This is a genomic window from Acidovorax sp. (genome assembly GCF_046339755.1).
Lineage (GTDB): Bacteria > Pseudomonadota > Gammaproteobacteria > Burkholderiales > Burkholderiaceae_C > Acidovorax.
Window position 1 is genome coordinate 1 of record NZ_JBKDTZ010000290.1, and the last position, 21,216, is coordinate 21,216.

The following is a 21,216-nucleotide window of genomic DNA, read 5'->3' on the forward strand; positions in this document are numbered from 1 at the left end:
AAAGCAGCCACAGCGGCGATGGACAGGAAACGAGCGGTCTTGTTCATGGTGATCTCGATTCTTGATTTGGTTGGTAGGAGTCAGTCCGGAGCGTCTTACAGGGCGCCGACTTCGCCAGCAGAGATCTGGCCGGTGCGCACGGCATCGGCAGCCTGGGCACGCACGGCAGCGCGGTCGGCGGTGGACTTGTAGGTCACGACGCGCGAGCCTGCTGGCTCGATGCTGCGTGTCTGGGCCACGGTGGCGGCTTCGGCAGCCACTTCGGCGCGGGTGCGGTTGGTGTCGAACTTCTGGGCGAACTGCGAGGTTTCGGCTTCGTCTGCGTGGGCTCCAAAGGCTGATAAAGCAGCAACAGCGGCGATGGAGAGGAAACGTGCGGTCGTGTTCATGATGAAATACTTTGAAGACAAAGACGCGTCTCAATACAGCCGGGACAGAAACCATTCCTGACCCGGGTTCGGTGAGTCGCCTTGCGGGTTCGGCTCATCGATGGGTTGAACTGTACGCCGCACGTGTTCAGAGAAAAACCAGTCAGTCGCGAATTGACTGTTCCAGTTTTGGAAATAGTCACGGCTGGAGCAAAACGGGGCCGCAGGCATCTTCAGAGGCCCCCGGGCGCCCCGCTCCCCGTCGTATACACATACCCATTTGACAGATCTAGGTGTTAATCCTGAGATTCTGGTGAAAATTAGTATTTGTGTGAGGCCCTGGAGTATCAATCGAGCATCTGAGCATCGGTATCGTTCAGGTCGTCAATGCCTGCCACCCGACCGGCGTTGAATGGCAGATTCCAGACCAACTACGCAGGAGACGTTCCGATGCCCCGTACCCCCCGTCCACACACCCGCCTGGCCCTGGCCGTTGCCGCCCTGGCGGCATCGCTGTGCGGCGCCGCTGCGCATGCGCAGACCGAGCTCGTGATTGCCACCGTGAACAACGGCCACATGATCGAGATGCAGAAACTCAGCAAGAACTTCGAGCAGGCCAACCCCGACATCAAGCTCAAGTGGGTCACGCTCGAAGAAGGCGTGCTGCGCCAGCGCGTGACGACCGACATCGCCACCAAGGGCGGCCAGTTCGACGTGATGACCATCGGCATGTACGAAGCCCCCATCTGGGGCAAGAAGGGCTGGCTGCAGGAGCTCAAGACCGACGCCGCCTACGATGTGGACGACCTGCTGCCCGCAGTGCGCAATGGCCTGTCGATCGATGGCAAGCTGTTCGCCGCCCCTTTCTACGGCGAAAGCTCGATGCTGATGTACCGCAAGGACCTAGCCGACAAGGCCGGCGTGCAGGTGCCCGAGCGCCCCACCTGGCCCCAGATCAAGGACCTGGCCGCCAAGATCCACGACCCCAAGAACGGCGTGTACGGCATCTGCCTGCGCGGCAAGCCGGGCTGGGGCGACAACATGGCCTTCCTGACCACGCTGGTCAACACCTTCGGCGGCCAGTGGTTCGACATGCAGTGGAAGCCGCAGCTCGAATCCAAGCCCTGGAAGGACGCCATCACCTTCTACGTGGACCTGCTCAAGAACTACGGCCCGCCCGGTTCGTCGGCCAACAGCTTCAATGAAATCCTGGCGCTGACCAATTCGGGCAAGTGCGGCATGTGGATCGACGCGACCATCGCCGCATCCTTCGTGAGCGACCCCAAGCAGTCCAAGGTGGCCGACCAGATGGCCTTTGCCCAGGCGCCCACCATGAACACGCCCAAGGGTGCCAACTGGCTGTGGTCGTGGAACCTGGCCATCCCGGCCGGTTCCAAGAAGGTAGACGCCGCACAGAAGTTCATCACCTGGTCCACGAGCAAGGACTACATCCAGCTGGTCGCCAAGACCAACGGCTGGGCCAACGTGCCCACCGGCACCCGCAAGAGCACCTACGCCAGCCCCGAGTTCCAGAAGGCGGCCCGCTTCGCTGCGGCCGAGAAGGTCGCCATCGACTCGGCCAACCCGACCGACTCCACCCTGCCCAAGAGCCCGTACGTGGGTGTGCAGTTCGCCGCGATCCCTGAGTTCCAGGCCATCGGCATCGCCGTGGGCCAGCAGATGAGCGCAGCCCTGGCCGGCAAGACCAGCGTGGATGCGGCGCTCAAGGCGAGCCAGGTGTCGGCCGACCGCGAAATGAAGAAGGGCGGCTACTACAAGTAAGCCGCCAGCCGGCTGACCAGGGCTGATCGGGGCCCGCGACTCCTCGCTGCACGCCCGTGTGGCGGGGAGTTTCGGCCTACCGAAGGTCTTGGCGCCGGTGTCTACCTTGTCTGGCGACGCCAGATTTCTCCCGGGATTCCCATGAACCGCCTGCTCCCCCGCCTGCTGCTCACGCCAGCCATGGCCACGCTCTTCCTGTGGATGATCGTGCCGCTGGTGATGACGATCTACTTCTCGCTGATCCGCTACAACCTGATGCAGCCGGACCAGACCGGCTTTGCCGGGCTGGAAAACTTCGAGTACTTCGTCACCGACCCTTCGTTCGGCACGGCAGTGGTCAACACCTTGCTGCTGCTGGGCAGCGTGATCCTCATCACGGTGGTGTTCGGCATTGCGATCGCACTGCTCATCAACGAGCCGGTCGCGGGCCGGGGCATCGTGCGGGTGCTCTTGATCTCGCCGTTCTTCGTCATGCCCACAGTGAACGCGCTGATGTGGAAGAACATGATGATGAACCCCATCTACGGCGTGCTCGCCCAGGTGTGGATGTTCTTTGGCGCGCAGCCGGTGGACTGGCTCACCGACCACCCGCTGTTCTCGGTGATCGTCATGGTGTCCTGGCAGTGGCTGCCGTTTGCGACGTTGATCTTCATGACCGCGCTGCAAAGCATGAACCACGAGCAGCTGGAGGCCTCGCGCATGGACGGCGCCAACTACCTGCAGCAGCTGCGCTACCTGTACGTGCCGCACCTGGCGCGCTCGGTGGCGGTGGTTGTGATGATCGAGCTGATCTTCCTGCTCAGCATCTTCGCCGAGATCTACACCACCACGGGCGGTGGGCCAGGCGATGCGAGCACCAACGTCACCTTTCTGATCTTCAAGCAGGCGCTGCTCAACTTCGATGCGGGCGTGGCCTCGGCCGGTGCGCTCTTCGCCGTGGTGCTGGCCAATGTCGCGGCGGTGTTCCTGATCCGCATGGTCGGCAAGAACCTCGATAAATAAAGACAAGAAGAAGGACCACCGACATGAGCACCCGACGCCGATCCTCCTACCCTCTGGGCCTCTTGGCCCTGCGCACCGTGGCCGCCTGGGGCGTGGCCCTGCTGCTGTTCTTTCCGCTGGCCTGGCTGCTGCTGACCGCGTTCAAGACCGAGCTGCAGGCCATTGCGGTGCCGCCGCTGTTCGTCTTCACGCCCACGCTGGAGAACTTCCACGAGGTGCAGGAGCGCAGCGACTACCTGCTGTATGCCAAGAACTCGGTCATCACCAGCGTGCTCTCCACCGTGGTGGGGTTGCTGCTGGCCGCCCCCGCGGCGTACGCCATGGCCTTCTTCAAGGGCAAGTACACCAAGGACATCCTGATGTGGATGCTCTCCACCAAGATGATGCCCGCCGTGGGCGCGCTGGTGCCGATCTACGTGCTGGCGCAAAAGAGCCACCTGCTCGACACGCAACTGGCGCTGATCATCGTGTTCGCGCTGTCCAACCTGCCCATCATGGTGTGGATGCTGTATTCGCACTTCAAGGACATCCCGCGCGAGATCCTGGAGGCCGCGCGCATGGACGGCGCCACCCTGTGGCAGGAGGTGCGCCTGGTGCTGCTGCCCCTGGGCATGGGCGGCCTGGCGTCCACCGGCCTCTTGTGCCTGGTGCTGTCGTGGAACGAGGCCTTCTGGAGCCTGAACCTGAGCGCCGCCAAGGCCGGCACGCTGGCCACGCTGATCGCCTCCTACTCCAGCCCCGAAGGCCTGTTCTGGGCCAAGCTCTCGGCCGCCTCGCTGATGGCCATCGCGCCCATCGTGGTGTTCGGCTGGTTCAGCCAGAAGCAACTGGTCCAAGGCATGACCTTCGGCGCCGTGAAGTAACGCGCAGCTCTCCTTCCTACAGCAATCAAGATTTCAGGACCCGATTCCATGGCTTACCTCCAACTGCGCGGCATCGAGAAATTCTTCGGCGAGCACCGCGCCATCAAGGGCATCGACCTCACCATCCAGCAGGGCGAATTCATCGTCTTCGTCGGCCCCTCGGGCTGCGGCAAGTCCACGCTGCTGCGCCTGATCGCGGGGCTCGAAAACATCGACGGCGGCTCGCTCATGCTCGACGGCCGCGACATCACCGACCAGCCGTCGAGCAAGCGCGACCTGGCCATGGTGTTCCAGAGCTATGCGCTGTACCCGCACATGAGCGTGTACGAGAACATGAGCTTTGCGCTCAAGCTGGCCAAGGTGGACCCGGCCATCGTGCGCGAGAAGGTGGAGCGCGCCGCCGCCATCCTGAACCTCACGACCTACCTGGAGCGCACGCCCAAGGAGCTGTCGGGCGGCCAGCGCCAGCGCGTGGCCATCGGCCGTGCCATCGTGCGCGCGCCCAAGGTCTTTTTGTTCGACGAGCCGCTGTCCAACCTGGACGCGGCGCTGCGCGGCCAGACCCGGGTGGAGATCGCCAAGCTGCACCGCGACCTGGGCGCCACCACCATCTACGTCACGCACGACCAGGTGGAGGCCATGACCCTGGCCGACCGCGTGGTGGTGCTGCGCGACGGGCTGATCGAGCAGGTCGGCACGCCGCTGGAGCTGTACGACCGCCCGGCCAACCAGTTCGTGGCCCAGTTCATCGGCACACCGCAGATGAACGTGGTGCCGCTGCAAAAGCTGCCCGCGCCGGTGCAGCAACAAGCCCCTGCCGGTGCGGCGGGCGGCTGCATCGGCCTGCGCCCGGAGAACGTCGCCGTGCGCAGCACCGGTGCCACGCCCGTGGGCGGCCAGGTGGACCTGGTCGAGGCCCTGGGCGCCGAAACGCTGATCTACGTGAGCACGCCCGGCGGCGCGCAGTTCGTCTCGCGCCAGAACGAGCGCACCGGACTGCGCGCGGGCGATGCCGTGAGCCTGGACATCGATGCCTCGCAGGCGCACTGGTTCGACCAGGCCGGCCGTGTCGTGGCGGAGCAGGGCGCGTGACAGCGATGCATGCCTTGAACGGACAGGTGGCCGCCATCACCGGCGCGGCCTCGGGCATCGGCTTTGCCAGCGCCCAGGCCCTGGCGAACGCCGGCGCGCGCGTGGTGTTGATCGACCGTGACGAGGCGGCGCTGGCCAAGGCCTGCGCCGCCATCGGCGAGAACGCTTCGCCACTGGTGCTGGACCTGCTCGACGCGAAGCAGTGCGCCAGCCTGCTCGAACGCACGCTGGCCATCGCGGGCCCGCTCGACATCTTCCATGCCAACGCGGGGCTCTACGTGGGCGGCGACCTGGTCGACGCCGACCCCGACGCCATCGACCGCATGCTGCAGCTCAACGTCAACGTGGTGATGAAGAATGTGCACAACGTCCTGCCCCACATGATCGGGCGCGGCCGCGGCGACATCATCGTCACCAGCTCGCTCGCCGCGCATTTCCCCACACCGTGGGAGCCCGTCTACGCATCGTCCAAGTGGGCGGTGAACTGCTTCGTGCAGACCGTGCGCCGCCAGGTGTTCAAGCACGGCATCCGCGTGGGTTCCATCTCGCCAGGGCCGGTGATCACTTCGCTACTGGCCGACTGGCCGGCCGAGAAGCTGGCCGAGGCCAAGGCCAATGGCAGCCTCATCGAGGCCTCCGAGGTGGCCGAGGTGGTGCTGTTCATGCTCACCCGCCCGCGCGGCATGACCATCCGCGACGTCGTGATGATGCCGACCAATTTCGATCTCTGAGCAGCAAATTTTTTTGCATCTACGCACCATGAATTTCATCCTGCACCTGGGCCTGGGCTCGTTCCACCGCGCGCACCAGGCTGTCTACGTCCACGAACTGCGCCAACAGGGCGACACCGGTTGGGCCATTGCCGGCGGCAACCTGCGCCCCGACATGGCCGAGACCATTGCCGCGCTGCAGGCCCAGGGTGGCCGCTATACGCTGGAGACGGTCACGCCCCAGGGCGAGCGCAGCTACATGCGCATCGAATCGATCGAGCGCATCATCCCCTACCAGGACGACCTGGCCCCGCTGATCGCAGTGGGCGCCGATGCCGCCACGCGCATCATCTCGTTCACCGTGACCGAGGCCGGCTACTACCTGGATGCTGCCAACCAGCTCGACTGGGCGAACTTTCCGGACCTGCGCGCCGACCTCGCGGCCGTCCAGGCCGGCCAGGCGGGCCACACCCTCTATGGTGGCCTGGTCAGCATCCTGCGCGTGCGCATGGCCGCTGGCGCCGGCCCCGTGACGCTGATGAACTGCGACAACCTGCGCCACAACGGCGACCGCTCGCGCGGCGGTCTGCTGCAGTTCATCGACGCGCTGGGCGATGCAGCGCTCAAGGCCTGGGGTCTGGAAACCACCAGCAGCCCCAACGCCATGGTCGACCGCATCACGCCGCGCCCCACGCCCGACGTGGCAGAGCGCGTGAAGGCCGCCACCGGCTGGGACGACAAGGCCGCCCTCATGGGCGAGAGCTTCATCCAGTGGGTGATCGAGGACCGTTTCATCGCCGGGCGCCCTGCGTGGGAGGCGGTCGGCGTGGAGATGGTGGACTCGGTTCAGGCCTACGAAGAGGCCAAGATCCGCCTGCTCAACGCCACCCACAGCTGCATCGCCTGGGCGGGCACGCTGGCGGGCTACCAGTACATCCACGAAGGCACGCACGACCCCGCCATCCGCCAGATGGCCTACGACTACGTGACCGACGACGCGATTCCTGTCCTTCTGCCGTGCCCCATCGACCTGGAGCGCTACCGCGACGTGGTGCTGGACCGTTTCGGCAACCCGGCCATCGCCGACACCAACCAGCGCGTGGCGATGGACGCATTCTCCAAGATCCCCGGCATGATCGCGCCCACCATCCGCGACAAGCTGGCCCGTGGCGGCTTGTTCGACAGCGTGGCCATGCTGCCGGCGCTGTTCCTGGCCTACCTGCAGCGCTGGCATGCCGGGCAGATCCCGTACGCCTACCAGGACCAGGCCATGGACCCGGCCGTGGCCCATGCCATCTGCGAGGCCGCCGACCCGGTCGCCGCCTATGCAGCGGACACGACCCTGTGGGGCGAGATGGCCTCGGACCCGCGCCTGGTCGCGGCGCTGCGCCAGGCCTTTGCGCGGGTGCAGGCCTTTGTGGCCGAGCGTGCAAAATCCCAGGGGTAAGTTGAGCGGCCCCTCAACAGGAGTGACGCCATGACCGTGAAGACCACGCCTGTCTCCCCGCGCCAGACCAAGCCCGAGCTGGAGCACGACTATGTGCGCTCGCCCGAGCTGGGCTACGAGCCGCCCGAGACCGCGGGTTTCATCCGCTGCCTGTCGCATGGCTTTCCCACGCCGCTGGCACGCTGGCACTACCACGATGAGTACGAGCTGCACCTGATCACCGCCACATCGGGCAAGGTTTTCGTGGGCGACTGGATCGGCCCCTTCCAGCCCGGCCACTTGGTGCTGACCGGGCCGCGCCTGCCGCACAACTGGATCAGCATGGACCTGCCCGAGGGCGGCGTGCCGCTGCGCGACCTGGTGATCCAGTTCTCGCACGCCCCCCTGGTGGCCAGCAGCGAGAGCATTCCCGAGCTGCGCGAGGTGCTGCCCCTGCTGGAGAGGGCGCGCCACGGCATCGAGTTCTTCGGCATGGAAGCGCAGGCGCAGGAGCACTGGCACCGCATCAAGGCGCGCCAGGGGCTGGCCCGGTTCGGCGCGTTCTGCGAATTCATGAGCGACCTGGCCCGCTGCACCGACTTTCGCCTGCTGTCGAGCACGCAGTTGCAAAGCGAGGACAACGACACCCAGCTCGACCAGATCAATGCGGTCGTGAGCCGCATCACCGACCACTTGGCCGAGCCCTTGTCGGCGGCCGACCTGGCGCAGGAACTGGGCATGACCGAGAGCCGCTTCTCGCGCTTCTTCCGCCGGGCCACGGGCAATACCTTCACCGACTTCGTGAACCTGGTGCGCGTGAACCGTGCCTGCCAGTTGCTCGTGGAGTCCGAGCGCTACATCACCCACATCGCCTACGACGTGGGCTTCAACAACATGGCCAACTTCAACCGCCGCTTTCTGGACATCAAGGGCATGACGCCCACCGAGTACCGCAAGCAGGGCGCGGGCCGCTTCGGGATCAAGGCATGACCGCACTTCTCCCACTGCTGCAGGACTAGTGCATGTACCTGGGGATAGATCTGGGCACCTCGGGTGTCAAACTGCTGTTGCTGGGAGAAGACCAGCAGGTGCACGCCGTGGCCGATGCGCCCGTGCCCCTGCAGCGCCCCCAGCCGGGCTGGAGCGAGCAGCACCCCGCCGACTGGCTGGCGGCCACCGAGGCCGCCGTGGCGCAGTTGCGTGCGCAGGCACCCGAGGCCTGGGCCCGGGTGCGCGGCGTGGGCCTGTCGGGCCACATGCACGGCGCCGTGGTGCTGGGCGAGGCGGGCGAGGTGCTGCGCCCTGCCATCCTCTGGAACGATGGCCGTGCCGCGGCTGAGTGCACGGCGCTGGAGCAGGCCGTGCCTGCCTCGAGCCAGATCACCGGCAACCTGGCCATGCCCGGCTTCACCGCGCCCAAGCTGCTGTGGCTGCGCACGCACGAACCCGAGGTTTTTGCGCGCACGCGCACCGTGCTGCTGCCCAAGGACTGGCTGCGCCTGCAGCTCACCGGCGATGCCGTGAGCGACATGTCCGATGCCGCAGGCACCCTGTGGCTGGACGTGGCCCGCCGGGACTGGAGCGACACCCTGCTGGCCGCCTGCGGCCTGACCCGCGCCCACATGCCGCGCCTGGCCGAAGGCAGCGATGCCACGGGTGTGTTGCGTGCCGATTTGGCCGCCCGCTGGGGCCTGCCCGCCGGTGTGGTCATGGCGGGCGGCGGTGGTGACAACGCCGCCAGTGCGGTGGGCGTGGGGGCGCGCCAGGCAGGGCAGGGCTTTGTCTCGCTCGGCACCTCGGGTGTGGTGTTTCGCGTGTCCGACCGGTTCGCGCCGGCCACGGAGAGTGCGGTGCACGCCTTTGCCCATGCGCTGCCCAGCCGCTGGCACCAGATGGCTGTCATGCTCAGCGCGGCCAGCGCCTTTGGCTGGCTGGCCCGCATCACGGGCCAGAGCGAGGCACAGCTCTCCGCCGCGGTGCAGGGCATGGCCCTGGCGCGCCACGCGCAGGCGCCGATCTTTTTGCCCTACCTGAGCGGCGAGCGCACGCCCCACAACAATGCTGCGGCCACCGGCGTCTTCATGGGCCTGCGCGCCGAGCACGATGCCACCGACATGGCCTGTGCGGTGATGGAGGGCGTGGGCTTCGGCCTCATGGACGGGCTGCAGGCCATGCAGGCGGCGGCCGGTGGCGATGCGGGTTCTGTTGCCCCGCTGGCCCTGGTGGGCGGCGGTGCGCGCAGCAATGCCTGGGCGCAGATGCTGGCCAGTGGCCTGGGCTGCGTGCTGGAGCGGCCCGAGGGCGCCCATGCCGCAGCCGCCCTGGGCGCCGCACGCCTGGCCGCCATGGCCTGCGGTGGCGACGAAGCGCTGTGGTGCCAGGGCCTGCCGGGCGAAGCCCGCTTCAATCCTCAGCCCGCCCAGCAAGCCCTGCTGCAGGAGCGCCACGCGCGCTTCAAGGCGCTGTACCCTGCGCTGCTGCCCCATTTCTGAACCCTTCCTTGTCCATGTCCACACATTCCCCTGTGCAGGTCGCCATTGCCGGCGAAGCGCTGATCGACCTCATTCGCCGTGCCGACGGCAACTACGAGCCCTGCCTGGGCGGCGCGCTCTACAACCTGGGTCGTGCGCTCGCACGCCAGGGCGTGGGTGCGCTGTACCTCAACCCCCTGTCGCGCGACCGCTTTGGCCGGGAACTGGCGGCGCAGCTTGCGGCCGATGGCGTGCAATTGGCCCAGCCCACGCCCGTGGCCGAGGTCACTTCGCTGGCGGTGGTCAACCTCACGGAGCATGGCCATCCCGACTACGCCTTCTACCGCGAAGGCGTGGCCGACCGCGCCGTGACGTCCGAGGGCCTGAACGCGGCCTGCATGGCCGCTTGGGGCCTGCAACTGGTCTGCACCGGCGCCCTGGCCCTGGACGCACGCGATGCCGCCATCTACCTGCCGTGGCTGCAGGCCCAGCGCGCCGCCGGCCGCTGCGTGGTGGTGGATGCGAACCTGCGCCCCTCCGTCATGCCCGACCTGCCGGCCTACCGGGCCCAGGTGCATGCGGCCCTGGCCGAAGCGCACATCATCAAGGCCAGCGACGAGGACCTGGACCATCTGCAGGTGCCCGGTGCTGACCCGCTGGCCCGCGCGCGCCACCTGCTGGCCGCCAACCCCCGTGCCCGCCTCATGGCGTTGACGTTGGGCGGCGAGGGCGCCTGGTTGCTGCAGCAAGGGGCCGCGGGCGGCCAATGGTTCGCCAAGGAGGCCGAGCCGCTGGCCGTGGTCGATACCGTGGGTGCCGGTGACAGCTTTCTCGCGGGCCTGCTGGCCTGCCTGTTGCGCGCGCACGCGCAGCAGGCCAGCCTGGCACCTGCAGGCATGGCGGACTTCGTTGCGGCACTGCCTGCCGCTTCTTACCAGCAGGCCCTGCACCACGCCCTGGCCAGCGCCAGCCTGTGCGTGCAGGAGCGTGGCTGCGTGCCGCCCAACTGGCAGGCCGCGCAGGACTGGGCGGCACAGCACCCAGCGCTCGACCAGCCGGCCTGAGACCGGTTGCGTGGCGCATCAGGCGCTGGTGCCTACCCGGTTGCCGCGGTTGTCCACCATCTCCAGGATCCACCACTGCACCTGGTCGGCCTCGATGAAGCGCATGTGCGAGGCGATGTCCAACAGCAGGCCGGCATCCAGGTCCAACAGCCGCTGCACATAAGCCACCAGGTCGTCGGCGCGCTCGGTGAATTCGAAACCGTCATGGTCGAACTCGAACACCTTGCCGGCCTCGTCGCCCTCCAACACCATGAGGATGTAATTTCCCGAGCGCGGGGTCTCGCCGATGGCGGTGCAGCGGTCTATCCATTCCGGCAGGATCTCGGCACGCTCTTGCTCGTCCAGTTGCTCGATCCAGTCGTTGAAGTCGTCGTGCGTCAAGGCCCATTGGCTCGGGTGCACGATGTGCTTGGCGGCTTCTCCAGTGAGCGCGTCCACATAGAACAGAACGCTGCCGAAGGTGCCGTAGAAATCGGCCAGGCGGCCCACGGCGGGCAGGCCGGCTTTGTCGCCGGGCGGGGTCACCGTGTGGGCAAAGTGCACGGTCTTGGTTTGCTGCGGCCGGTGGTTGATCCGCTCGCAGGTGAATTCGCCGCGGTGCGCGGTGACGGCATGGTGCAGGTCGGGGAGGTGCATGGTTTTACCGTTGTGCTGGGCGCACCATGACAGTGTAGGGCGCACCCGTCACCGGCTCCAGGTGCGAGGCCAGCGCATGAAACCCCATGCGCCCATAGAAACTTTCGTTGCGCGGCGAAAACGTCTCCAGGTAGCACGCCACCCCGGCCTCGTCTGCCAAGGCCAGCGCCGGGGCCAGCAGGCGGGCGCCCAGGCCCCGGCCCTGCGCCGCCGGGTCGATCCCCAGGATGGACAGGTACCAGGCGCCCTGCAGTTCGGCGCCGCTCGCACGAGGGCCCATGAAGGCGATGATGCGGTGGTAGTTGTCAATGCCTTGGGGGCCCAGCACGGTCTGCAGGTGCGCCACCTTGGCCTCTTCATCGGCCTGTTCTGCATCGGCCGGGCGTGGCAGGCTCCAGATGGCCATGCCCAGGCGCGGATCGTCGGGCGTGTGGCACAGGCCGCCATGCTGCGCCTCGCGCACGGCGCAGTCCAGGTAGTGCTGCAGAACCTGCATGCGCATGGCTTCGTCGTGCGCGAAGTCGATGGTGACGGCCTGGTAGAACGGGTCGTCGATCAGTGACGCCGCCAGGGCGGGCGTGGAAGGGTGCAGAGAAGAGGCGGGCAACAACATGGGCGCGGACCTTACCAGACCCACGCCCTGTTGTCCGGCATCACGAGCCCGGCTGTGCGTACGCCTCTTCGAAGAAATAGTCCTTCCACGAGCTGGCCTTGTTCTTGAGCACACCAAGCTTTTCCAGTTCGCTCGCATAGACGAAGCTGCGGTGCGGCGACACGGTGAAGTCGTTCTCAGGGTCTTCCACGATCTTGCGCACCAGCTCGGGCGCGAGCTTGGACTTCTGCACGCGGATGAAGATGTCGGCGGCCTTGGCCTTGTCGGCCTTGATGATCTGCGCGGCCTCGACCAGCGCGGCGTAGAACGCCTTGTAGGTCTTGGGGTTCTCGTCGTGGAACTTCTGCGTGGTGTACAGCACGTTGAAGGTGGCCGGGCCGCCCAGGATGTCGTAGGAACTGATGAGCTTGCGGATGTTGGGGTTGGCGGCCAGGGCCTGGTAGTAGAACGGCGCGCTGGAGAAGTGCGTGTTGATCTCCGAGCCGCCCGCGATCAGCGCGGCCGTGGCCTCGGGGTGCGGCAGGCTCACCGAGATCTTGTCGAAGCGCCTGAAGTCGTCCTTGCCGAAGACGCGTGCCGTCTCGATCTGCAAGGTGCGCGACTGGAAGCCCACGCCCGCCGCGGGCACGGCGATGCGGTCCTTCTCGCCCAGGTCTTTCAAGGTCTTGACCGTGGGGCTGTTGGTCAGCAGGTAGTTGGGCAGCGAGCCCAGGGCCGCCACGGCCTTCACGTTCTGCTTGCCGCGCGTGCGGTCCCACAGTGTGAGCATGGGCGGCACGCCGGCCGACACCACGTCCAGCGAGCCGGCCAGCAGGGCCTCGTTCATCGCCGTGGCGCCCGAGATGCTGGCCCAGTCCACCTGCACCTCGATGCCCTGCTGCTTGCCGTGCTTTTCGATGAGTTGCTGGTCGCGCACCACGTCCAGGATCAGGTAGCCGATACCGAACTGCTGTGCAATGCTGATCTTGCCCTCGGCCTGCGCCACCAGTGGCGCCAGGCCCAGCAGCGTTGCCGCCGCCAGGGTGCGCCAGCGCTGTCCCTTTTTACCATCCCGTCCTGACATTCCTTTTTCCCTTGCGTTCGTTGATCGTCACCGTCACCACCGGTGGTGGTGCAGTGCAGGGGACGAACTCTAGGGGGAAGGCGTGTGCGGGGGAACGAAGCAATCGTGGGTTCCTAAGAACCAACTCATCTATGGGCGTTGTTGCTGGTGGTAGTGCAGGTGCAGCGCGCGCCAGCCCTGGGCGCAGCGTTGCCACAGTTCGGTGAAAAGGACCGGCGGATGAGCCCCGCGCGGCGTGGTGATGCTTCCCAGGCCGCGCGCCGACACGATGCCGTCGCCGATCGCATGCAGCTCCAGTTGCGCGTCCAGCGCGTGGCTGCCCGCCGGGAACCAGCGGCCCGCACGGACGGCGCTGGCAATGCCGGCCAGCCGGCCTCCGCCGGCCTCGATGCCCGCCTCGCTCACCACAAAGAAGGCCGGGTCTTCCAGTGCGGCCAGGCGCGCCGTGTCGCCGGCCACATAGGCTTCATACCATTGCGTGCGCGTTGTGCGCAGTTCTTCCAGATGCACCACTGCCCTCTCCCTTGGTCACAACCTGGGCGATGGTAGTGGTGAAGATGGCACGCGCTGCGCGTGTTACGCCGTGTTGCCGCTGGTGCCTTGCCGTGCCGCAGGGTGCGCCGGGCGTGCCAGCCCCAGGTGCTCGCGCAGCGTGCGGCCCTGGTACTCCGTGCGGAACAGGCCGCGGCGCTGCAGCTCGGGGATCACCAGGTCGGCAAAGTCCTTGAGGCCGTGCGGCAGGGTGGGCGCCAGCACGTTGAAACCATCGGCCGCGCCGGTGGTGAACCAGTGCTCCAGCTCGTCGGCGATGGACTCGGGCGTGCCGACGATGGTCCAGTGCCCGCGCGCGCCCGCGACCTTTTCGTAGAGCTGGCGGATGGACAGGTTCTCGCGCCGCGCCATGCCCTCGAACAGCTCCTGCCGGCTCTTCCAGCCCTCGGTCACCGGCAGGTCCTGCGGAAACGGCCTGTCGATGTCGTGGCCCGAGAGGTCCACATTGCCCAGGAAAGTGGACAGCAGGCCCACGCCCAGTACCGGGTCGATCAGGCCCTGCAGCTGGTCGAACTTGTCCTGTGCCTCCTGCCGCGTGCGCCCGACGAAAGGGGAGATGCCGGGCAGGATCTTGAGCTGGTCGGGCGTGCGGCCGTAGGCGGGCAGCCGGGCTTTGAGGCCGCTGTAGAAGGCCCGCGCTTCGGCGGCACTCTGCTGCGCAGTGAACACCACCTCGGCCGTGGTGGCCGCCAGGTCCTGGCCATCGCCCGAAGAGCCTGCCTGCACCAGGACCGGGTAGCCCTGCGGTGCGCGCGGCGTCTGCAGGCCGCCATGCACCTGGTAGTGCTCGCCCGTGTGGGCCACGCGGTGCAGCCGGGCGGGGTCGAAGAAGCGGTTGGCTTGCTTGTCGTGGATGAAGGCCTCGTCCTCCCAGGTGTCCCACAGGCCCTTGACGATCTTCACGTACTCGTGCGCGCGGGCATAGCGGTGGGCGTGGGCGAGCTGCTGCTCCAGCCCGAAGGCGCGCGCCTCGAAATCGCTGCCAGAAGTGACCAGGTTCCAGCCGCTGCGCCCGCCGCTCACTTGGTCCAGCGATGCGTACTTGCGCGCCAAGTGGTAGGGCGGCAGGTAGGTGGACGACACCGTGGCCACCAGGCCGATGTGCGTGGTGGACTGCGACAGGGCCGCCAGGCTGATGAGCGGGTCGAGCGGGTACCACAGCGCATTCCTGGCCACCACCTCGTCCGGCGGGCCGGGCAGGCCGACGTTGTCGGCGAAGAAGATGGCGTCGAACTTGGCGGCCTCGGCGATGCGCGTCCATTCCTTGAGCGACTCGATGCTGCTGGCGGCGGCCGGGTCCACATCGGGGTGGCGCCAGGCGGCCAGGTGGTGGCCTACGCCGAAGAAGAAGGCACCAAGGTGCATCTGGGGGCGGGAGGAGGTCATGCGGATCGGGATGCGGTGGCAGGCCCTTCGTGCGAGGGGCCGGGGTGGCTGTAGTGCCAGGTGGAATGAATGCGTGAGAAGGTGGGCACCATCACCAGGAGTGCGCCAGCAGCGGGACTGGAAAGGGCAGGCATGTCGCCCCCTGCAGTGCCCGGCGGAGCACCCGCTGGCGCACGTAGCCATGGGGTGCCCGCCGCACCAGGGCGGCCGGCGAGGGTTGTGCAATGCCCCAGGCCTTGGCCGTGAGTGCGAGAACGCGTTCGGCAGGGGACTGGGGCGGGGTGGCGGTGGTGGTTGTTGTTCTTGCCATCATGCGCCCCCGCCCGCGGTGGCGACGAGAAAGCCGGCAATCAAGGCAATGGCGCAAGCCATGACCAGGCCCACGGCCAGATTGCGCAGCACTTTCCAGAAAGCGCCATCGGGCGGGGCCAGGTCGATGTCTTCGGTGGTCACGGGCAGCAGCATGTCGGAGCTCCTTGGGGTGTTCATGGGGCGGGTCGCTGGATGGATGCCGGTGGCCGTGGGGTGCCGCAATTGTCCCGAAGCCGGGGCTGGCGAAGAACGACTTTCGCGTCAGTTGCATATCACCAAATCAACCGAGGGCCCTGCAGGCCCCGTGGCGCATCCATCCAGTCATGACCGCGCCAGGCCATTGTGGGCAGGCGCTGCACGCATTCCAACGAAGGAATGCGAGTTAGCAGATGCGCTTTCCGTGCGGAGGGGCGCTGGCGCTCAGTGCGGCGCCGCCAGGACCGGCAGGAACTCCACACCGGTGCGTTTGACCAGCTCCTGGTAGCTGATGGGCGGCCCGGCCCGCTCGTCCGGGCGGTTGGCCTGCCAATGCGCCCAGGCGCGCTGGGTGCTGGCGTCGTACACCAGCTTGAACAGGTGCGAGGGGACGCGGACCTGGTTCGCGCCGATGCTCGGGCCGCCCGTGGCAAAGACCGGGCCGGTGATCACGTACACATCGCCCCGGGCGCGCTGCACATAGCGCCGCGTGTCCTGCTCGATGCGGGCCCAGGGGCCGCCGTTCTGCTTGGGGTCCTGCGGCACCATGTTGGCCAGGGAAAAGCTCTGCGCCATGGCCGTGGGCGTGTCCATGTCCGCTGCCGGGGCCATGTGGCCGCGGCTGTAGCCCGAGCGCTTGTAGTCGTCGAGCTCGGCGCGCTCACCGCGGGGCAGGCGCGCGTCGGCGAAGAACTTGTCGGAGCGCTTCTCGCGCGTGCCATCGAGCATGGCGCGGTTCAGCCGCTGGGCCACGTAGACCGGGGTGCGCGTCTGGCCGCTGTGCAGCACGGCAAAGGCCTCGTAGCACAGCTCGCGTTGCAGCGCGCGGCGTGGCGCTGCAGGCGGCTTGCCGCCCGCGAAGAACTGCGGGCAATGCGCGAAGCCCGTGGGCTGCGTGCTGCGCAGGCCGGGCAGGCTGTCGAGAAAGCTGGAGGAGGGGTTGCGTGCGAAGGAGGGGGCGGCACCCAGGGCCAATGCCATGGCCGCCGTGGCCACGCGCATGGCGCGCGGCCAGGAAAAATGCAGGTTCAAAACGCGGTGTCAAAAAGCGAAAAAGGCGCTGATTGAACCACCGCTACGGACCCGTTTTGGCCTTACGGGCCGCAATGCCGCAAGGTTTTTCTGCCGCTTGCAGGGCTTACGTTTGGAGGCAGGAAAGCAGGCCCGTCAAAGCTCTTTCGCGTACACGATAAACCCGTGGTGTTTTGCCACCTTGTCGTACAGCACACGTCCCGCAGCATTGCCTTCCTGCGTCTGCCAGTACACGCGCGAGGAGCCTGCTGCGCGCGCCTGTTCGTACACGGCCTCGATCAGTGCACGCCCTACGCCGCGGCCGCGTGCCGCCTCGCGGGTGAACAGGTCGCTGAGGTAGCACACGGGCTCGATGCGCGTCATGCTGCGGTGGTACAGATAGTGGGTCAGGCCCAGCAGGGTGCCGCTGCTGCCTTCGCCCTCTTCGGCCACCAGGCAGTGCACCGGCTCGGCCGGATCGAGGAAGCGCTGCCAGGTGCTGGCCGTGATGTGCTCGGGCAGGGCCGTGGCGCCAAAGCGGCCGTAGAAGGCGTTGTAGCCGTCCCAGAGCGGGCGCCAGGCAGCGTAGTCACTCGCCGTGACCGGACGTACGTTCACTGAGGTTGCCATGCGTGCTCGGTTATTCAGCGGTTAAGCACGCGCCCGGGGTTCATGATGCCCTGCGGGTCCAGCGCCTGCTTGACGGCGCGCATCATCGACAGGGCCACGGGCGACTGGTACTTCTCGAGCTTGTCGGCCTTGAGCTCACCGATGCCATGCTCGGCCGAGAAGGAGCCGCCGAACTCGGCCACTGCGTCGTACACCAGCTGGTGCACATGCTCTTCGTGGTCGCGCAGGAAGGCCTTGGGATCGCCCTGCTCAGGCGCCTGCACGTTGTAGTGCAGGTTGCCATCGCCCAGGTGGCCGAAGTTCACCAGGCGCACGCCGGGGATCTCGCGGCGCAGCACGGCATCGGTATGGGCCACGAAGGCGGGGATGCGCGAGATCTGGATGGAGATGTCGTGCTTGATGTTCAGGCCCTCTTCGGCCTGCGCCAGCGGGATGTTCTCGCGGATGTGCCACAGCTGCTGGGCCTGGGTGAGGTTCTCGGCCACCACGGCATCGGTCACGCAGCTGGCCTCGAAGGCGGTTTCCAGCAGCGCCTCGAAGCGGCCGCGGGCGTGTTCTTCGGACTCGCTGTCGGAGTTTTCCAGCAGCACGCACCAGGGCGCGTTCTCGTCACCCAGGAAGGGCACGCGCAACTGCGGCATGTGCTTGCCCACCAGGCTCAGCGCGAACTGGCCCATGACCTCGAAGCCCGTGAGTCCTGCGCCCAGGTGCTTGTGTGCCAGGCCCAGCAGGGCCACGGCATGCTCCATGGAGGGCACGGCCGCCCAGGCCGTGAGGCGCGCGGCGGGCTCGGGGTAGAGCTTGAGCGTGGCGGCGGTGATGATGCCCAGCGTGCCTTCGCTGCCGATGAACAGGTCGCGCAGGTCGTAGCCGGTGTTGTCCTTGCGCAGGCCCGTGAGGCCGTTCCAGATGTCGCCCGAGGCGGTGACGACCTCCAGGCCCAGGCACAGGTCGCGCGCATTGCCGTAGCGCACCACCTGCGTGCCGCCGGCATTGGTGCCCAGGTTGCCGCCGATGGTGCAGCTGCCCTCGGCTGCGAGCGACAGGGGAAACAGCACGCCCGCGTTCTGCGCCACGTCCTGCAGGTTCTGCAGGATGCAGCCGGCCTCCACCGTCATGGTGAGGTTGTCGGTGTCGATGCTGCGCACGGTGTTCATGCGCGTGAGGCTCAGCACGATCTGCGTGCCGCTGTCGTCGGGGGTGGAGCCCACGGCCAGGCCGGTGTTGCCGCCCTGCGGCACGATGGCCGTGCCGGCTGCCGCGCAGGCCTTGACCACGGCAGCCACTTCCTGCGTGCTGGCGGGGCGCACCACGGCCAGGGCCTTGCCGCGCACGCGGCGGCGCCAGTCCTGTTCCCAGGCGGTCAGGTCGCCATCGGCCAGCACGTTGGCCGGGCCGACCAGGGTGCGCAGGGTGTCGAGGAGGGTGGTGGTCATGTCGTTGGCCTTTCGTCTACAGCGGTCAGGGCTGCTGCCGGGGCGGGCGCCAGGGCATTGATTGCAGCGTTATGGTGGATTGTCGGGTGGGGCTTGTACCGTGTCAGGCGGCGGGTGAGAACGGTGCCTCCTGCCCTTCCTGTGATTCTTTGGCCGCTGCCATGGCCTTGGCGTTGCGCTGGCGCAGCCGCACGTGCAGCGTGCAGGCCGTGAAGAGCACCAGGCACAGCAGCACCTCGGCCCAGGCCAGCCACTGCGAGGGCGGTTTGTCGCCCCAGCCGCGCTCCACGCCTTCGGTGAAGTACAGCCAGATCACCAGGCTCACCCAGCGGTAGGTGTACATGCGGTTCTTGAGCAGGCCGGCCAGCGGAATGCACAGCGGCAGGGCCTTGAGCGCGATCCACGAGCCGCCGGGGCGCACGGGCGCCAGCACCAGCTCCCAGGCGAGGCACAGCACGATCAGAGCCATCACGCTGCCGGTGGCCGCCCAGCGGGTGGCGGCGATGGCATGGTCGGAAACGGGTAGGGGAGCGGTCATCGGTGGCAGGTCAGGTAACGAACAGGGGGCAGGGTGGCGCAGTGCATGGAAGAATGGGTGTCGCAGCGGTGGCCATTGTCGCTGCTGGCCTGCGCCGCGCTTGGGCCCACAATGCGTGCTGGATGCGCTTGGCGCATCCCTGCGATGCAGCGTTCCCACACCACCCTGTGGTCCCATCCCGGACCTGGGATCATATCGGCCATGCCCTTGACCTTGCAGACCATCGCCTCGCGCATCGAAGCGCTGATCACGCAGCTGTCGCATTTCCCCTGGAAGACGACGGCCCAGACCCTGCGCGAACGCTTTCGCGAAGACCACCTGGGCCTCACGGCCAGCAGCCTGACCTTCACCACCACGCTGGCGCTGGTGCCCTTTTTCGTGGTGGCGCTGGCGGTGTTCACCGCGTTCCCCATCTTCGGCAAGGTGCAGGACGTATTGCAGCGCTGGCTGGTGGAGAGCCTGGTGCCCGACAGCATCTCGCGCCAGGTGCTGGGGTACCTCACGCAGTTCGCGGCCAAGGCCAGCAGCCTGGGCGTGGCGGGTTTCAGCATCCTGCTGGCCACGGCGCTGGCCCTGATATTGACCATGGACCGCACGCTCAACGACATTTGGCGCGTGCGCCGCCTGCGCCCCCTGGGCCAGCGCGTGCTGATCTACTGGGCCGCCATCACCCTGGGCCCGCTGCTGCTGGGGGTGAGCCTGGCGGTCACCTCGTACGTCATGTCCGCCTCGGGCGGCCTGGTCCGCGCCTTGCCCAGCGGCGTGCAGCTGCTGTTCGACTCGATCCAGTTCTTTGTGCTGGCCGGCTGCATGGCGGCGCTCTACCACTACGTGCCCAACACCCCGGTGAAGTGGCGCCACGCCTGGGCCGGCGGCTTGTTCGTCTCGGTCTGCATCGAGCTGGCCAAGCGGGTGCTGGCCATCTACCTGAGCAATGTACCGACCTATTCGGTGGTCTACGGCGCCTTCGCCACCCTGCCCATCTTGCTGGTCTGGATCTATGTGGCCTGGGTCATCGTGCTGCTGGGCGCGGTGGTCACGGCCTACCTGCCCAGCCTGCTGGCCGGCGTGGCCCGCCGCGGTACGGTGGCGGGCTGGAATTTCCAGCTGGCGGTGGAGGTGCTGCAGGAGCTGTACCTGGCGCGCCGCCATGCGCAGAAGGGCTTGCGTGCGAGCGAGCTGGCACTGCTGCTGCGGCTCGATGTGCTGCAGCTTGAGCCGGTGCTCGATGCGCTGCTGTCTCTCGATTGGGTCGGGCAGGTCAACGATGCCACCAGCGACCCCGATGCGGCGGATGTGGCCGAGCCGCGGTATCTGCTGCTGGTGGATCCTTTGGCTACTTCGGCTGAGCCGCTGGTGGAGAAGTTGCTGTTGGAGCGGGTGGAGAGTTTGGGGTCGTTTTGGAATAGTGCTGGGTTGGAGAGGATGAAGGTGGCGGATTTGATTCGGGGGCGGTGATCTTTGGTTTGTCGGTGTGGTTGCTGCGTGCCTTGATGGAGGGCGGGAGCCGGGTCTCGGCCCGGCGGCCGAGGTACCTTTCTTTGCGTCGCCAAAGAAACGTACCCCAAAGAAAGGCGACCCCGCTGCCCGTGTCCCCCTCGCCGGGGGCGAGGGGGCAGCCTGCGATGCTCGGTCCTGGGGTGTGCCGCAGAACTCGCTGCGTTCTTCGAACTCCGCTCAAACAGCTGCGGCAAGCATGACAACGATGCGCGTGTCCTTCGGCACGCGCTCACCCCAGGCCCTGCGCTTCTCGGCACGGTCAGAAGGGGGTGGGAAACCAACACGGGCCATTGCTTCGCTCGGCCTGTGGTCCTTCGCTGCGCTCGGCTCGCCAGAGTGATCGCCCAGCTCATCGGCAGCGCGCAGCGCGTATCCGATACCCGGCGTAGCTGCGAAAGCAGCAGCCGTGTGGTACCCGCTCCCCACCCCTTCTGGCTGCGCCGAGAAGCGCAGGAGCTGGGGTGGGTGCATGTGCCGAAGGACACATGCACTTCGTGCTCTAGCTTGCCGATGCTGTTTGAGCGAAGTTCGAAGAACGCAGCGAGTTCATCGGCACCACCCCAGAT

At 67.2% G+C, this 21,216-nt stretch carries 22 protein-coding genes; 10 read left to right on the forward strand and 12 right to left on the reverse strand.

Annotated elements, in window-relative coordinates:
- Positions 1-95: 95 nt before the first annotated feature.
- Positions 96-389, reverse strand: a complete 294-nt coding sequence (locus ACK59X_RS25000) for a DUF4148 domain-containing protein (RefSeq protein ID WP_409961078.1) — start codon at positions 387-389, stop codon at positions 96-98.
- Positions 390-818: 429 nt separating this feature from the next.
- On the opposite strand from ACK59X_RS25000, the gene ACK59X_RS25005 reads away from it, so the two are divergent.
- The 9 genes from ACK59X_RS25005 (at position 819) to ACK59X_RS25045 (ending at position 10,778) form a co-directional block, all read left to right on the forward strand.
- Entirely contained in the window at positions 819-2,150 is a 1,332-nt protein-coding gene (locus tag ACK59X_RS25005; protein ID WP_409961080.1) for an ABC transporter substrate-binding protein, read from the forward strand.
- Positions 2,151-2,291: 141 nt separating this feature from the next.
- Positions 2,292-3,152, forward strand: a complete 861-nt coding sequence (locus ACK59X_RS25010) for a carbohydrate ABC transporter permease (protein WP_409961081.1) — start codon at positions 2,292-2,294, stop codon at positions 3,150-3,152.
- 23 nt (positions 3,153-3,175) lie between these two features.
- Complete coding sequence (locus ACK59X_RS25015) at positions 3,176-4,015, forward strand: carbohydrate ABC transporter permease (protein ID WP_409961083.1); 840 nt, start codon at positions 3,176-3,178, stop codon at positions 4,013-4,015.
- 48 nt (positions 4,016-4,063) lie between these two features.
- A complete protein-coding gene (locus ACK59X_RS25020) occupies positions 4,064-5,107 on the forward strand; it encodes an ABC transporter ATP-binding protein (RefSeq protein WP_409961085.1) in 1,044 nt (347 codons plus the stop codon).
- Between the two features lie 5 nt (positions 5,108-5,112).
- Entirely contained in the window at positions 5,113-5,838 is a 726-nt protein-coding gene (locus tag ACK59X_RS25025; protein WP_409961113.1) for an SDR family oxidoreductase, read from the forward strand.
- 28 nt (positions 5,839-5,866) lie between these two features.
- On the forward strand, positions 5,867-7,264 hold the full coding sequence (gene dalD, locus ACK59X_RS25030) for a D-arabinitol 4-dehydrogenase (RefSeq protein WP_409961087.1): 1,398 nt from the start codon (positions 5,867-5,869) through the stop codon (positions 7,262-7,264).
- Between the two features lie 30 nt (positions 7,265-7,294).
- A complete protein-coding gene (locus ACK59X_RS25035) occupies positions 7,295-8,233 on the forward strand; it encodes an AraC family transcriptional regulator (RefSeq protein ID WP_409961088.1) in 939 nt (312 codons plus the stop codon).
- A gap of 32 nt (positions 8,234-8,265) precedes the next feature.
- On the forward strand, positions 8,266-9,735 hold the full coding sequence (gene xylB / locus ACK59X_RS25040) for a xylulokinase (protein WP_409961089.1): 1,470 nt from the start codon (positions 8,266-8,268) through the stop codon (positions 9,733-9,735).
- A 14-nt stretch (positions 9,736-9,749) separates the two neighbouring features.
- On the forward strand, positions 9,750-10,778 hold the full coding sequence (locus tag ACK59X_RS25045) for a carbohydrate kinase family protein (protein WP_409961091.1): 1,029 nt from the start codon (positions 9,750-9,752) through the stop codon (positions 10,776-10,778).
- 18 nt (positions 10,779-10,796) lie between these two features.
- Here ACK59X_RS25045 and ACK59X_RS25050 read toward each other — a convergent pair whose 3' ends face one another.
- From ACK59X_RS25050 to ACK59X_RS25100, 11 genes are all read right to left on the reverse strand, one after another.
- Positions 10,797-11,414: a hypothetical protein gene (locus ACK59X_RS25050; protein ID WP_409961093.1), complete on the reverse strand. Its 618-nt coding sequence runs from the start codon at positions 11,412-11,414 to the stop codon at positions 10,797-10,799.
- Between the two features lie 4 nt (positions 11,415-11,418).
- Entirely contained in the window at positions 11,419-12,027 is a 609-nt protein-coding gene (locus ACK59X_RS25055) for a GNAT family N-acetyltransferase (protein WP_409961095.1), read from the reverse strand.
- Positions 12,028-12,067: 40 nt separating this feature from the next.
- Entirely contained in the window at positions 12,068-13,090 is a 1,023-nt protein-coding gene (locus ACK59X_RS25060; RefSeq protein WP_409961096.1) for an ABC transporter substrate-binding protein, read from the reverse strand.
- A 129-nt stretch (positions 13,091-13,219) separates the two neighbouring features.
- Positions 13,220-13,600 (reverse strand): nuclear transport factor 2 family protein, encoded by a 381-nt coding sequence (locus tag ACK59X_RS25065; RefSeq protein ID WP_409961098.1) that lies wholly within the window; start codon positions 13,598-13,600, stop codon positions 13,220-13,222.
- A gap of 66 nt (positions 13,601-13,666) precedes the next feature.
- Complete coding sequence (locus ACK59X_RS25070; protein ID WP_409961100.1) at positions 13,667-15,028, reverse strand: LLM class flavin-dependent oxidoreductase; 1,362 nt, start codon at positions 15,026-15,028, stop codon at positions 13,667-13,669.
- 91 nt (positions 15,029-15,119) lie between these two features.
- Entirely contained in the window at positions 15,120-15,338 is a 219-nt protein-coding gene (locus tag ACK59X_RS25075) for a hypothetical protein (protein ID WP_409961102.1), read from the reverse strand.
- Positions 15,338-15,517: a hypothetical protein gene (locus ACK59X_RS25080; protein WP_409961104.1), complete on the reverse strand. Its 180-nt coding sequence runs from the start codon at positions 15,515-15,517 to the stop codon at positions 15,338-15,340. Before ACK59X_RS25080 ends, ACK59X_RS25075 begins: the two co-directional genes overlap by 1 nt.
- 243 nt (positions 15,518-15,760) lie before the next feature.
- Positions 15,761-16,537, reverse strand: coding sequence for a DNA/RNA non-specific endonuclease (locus ACK59X_RS25085; RefSeq protein WP_409961115.1), 777 nt, complete (start codon positions 16,535-16,537; stop codon positions 15,761-15,763).
- Between the two features lie 165 nt (positions 16,538-16,702).
- A complete protein-coding gene (locus tag ACK59X_RS25090) occupies positions 16,703-17,176 on the reverse strand; it encodes an N-acetyltransferase family protein (protein ID WP_409961106.1) in 474 nt (157 codons plus the stop codon).
- Positions 17,177-17,190: 14 nt separating this feature from the next.
- Entirely contained in the window at positions 17,191-18,612 is a 1,422-nt protein-coding gene (locus tag ACK59X_RS25095; protein WP_409961108.1) for an FAD-binding oxidoreductase, read from the reverse strand.
- A gap of 103 nt (positions 18,613-18,715) precedes the next feature.
- Complete coding sequence (locus ACK59X_RS25100; RefSeq protein WP_409961109.1) at positions 18,716-19,150, reverse strand: DUF2069 domain-containing protein; 435 nt, start codon at positions 19,148-19,150, stop codon at positions 18,716-18,718.
- 201 nt (positions 19,151-19,351) lie between these two features.
- Between ACK59X_RS25100 and ACK59X_RS25105 the strand changes: the two genes are divergently transcribed.
- Complete coding sequence (locus tag ACK59X_RS25105; protein ID WP_409961111.1) at positions 19,352-20,608, forward strand: YihY family inner membrane protein; 1,257 nt, start codon at positions 19,352-19,354, stop codon at positions 20,606-20,608.
- Positions 20,609-21,216: the final 608 nt, after the last annotated feature.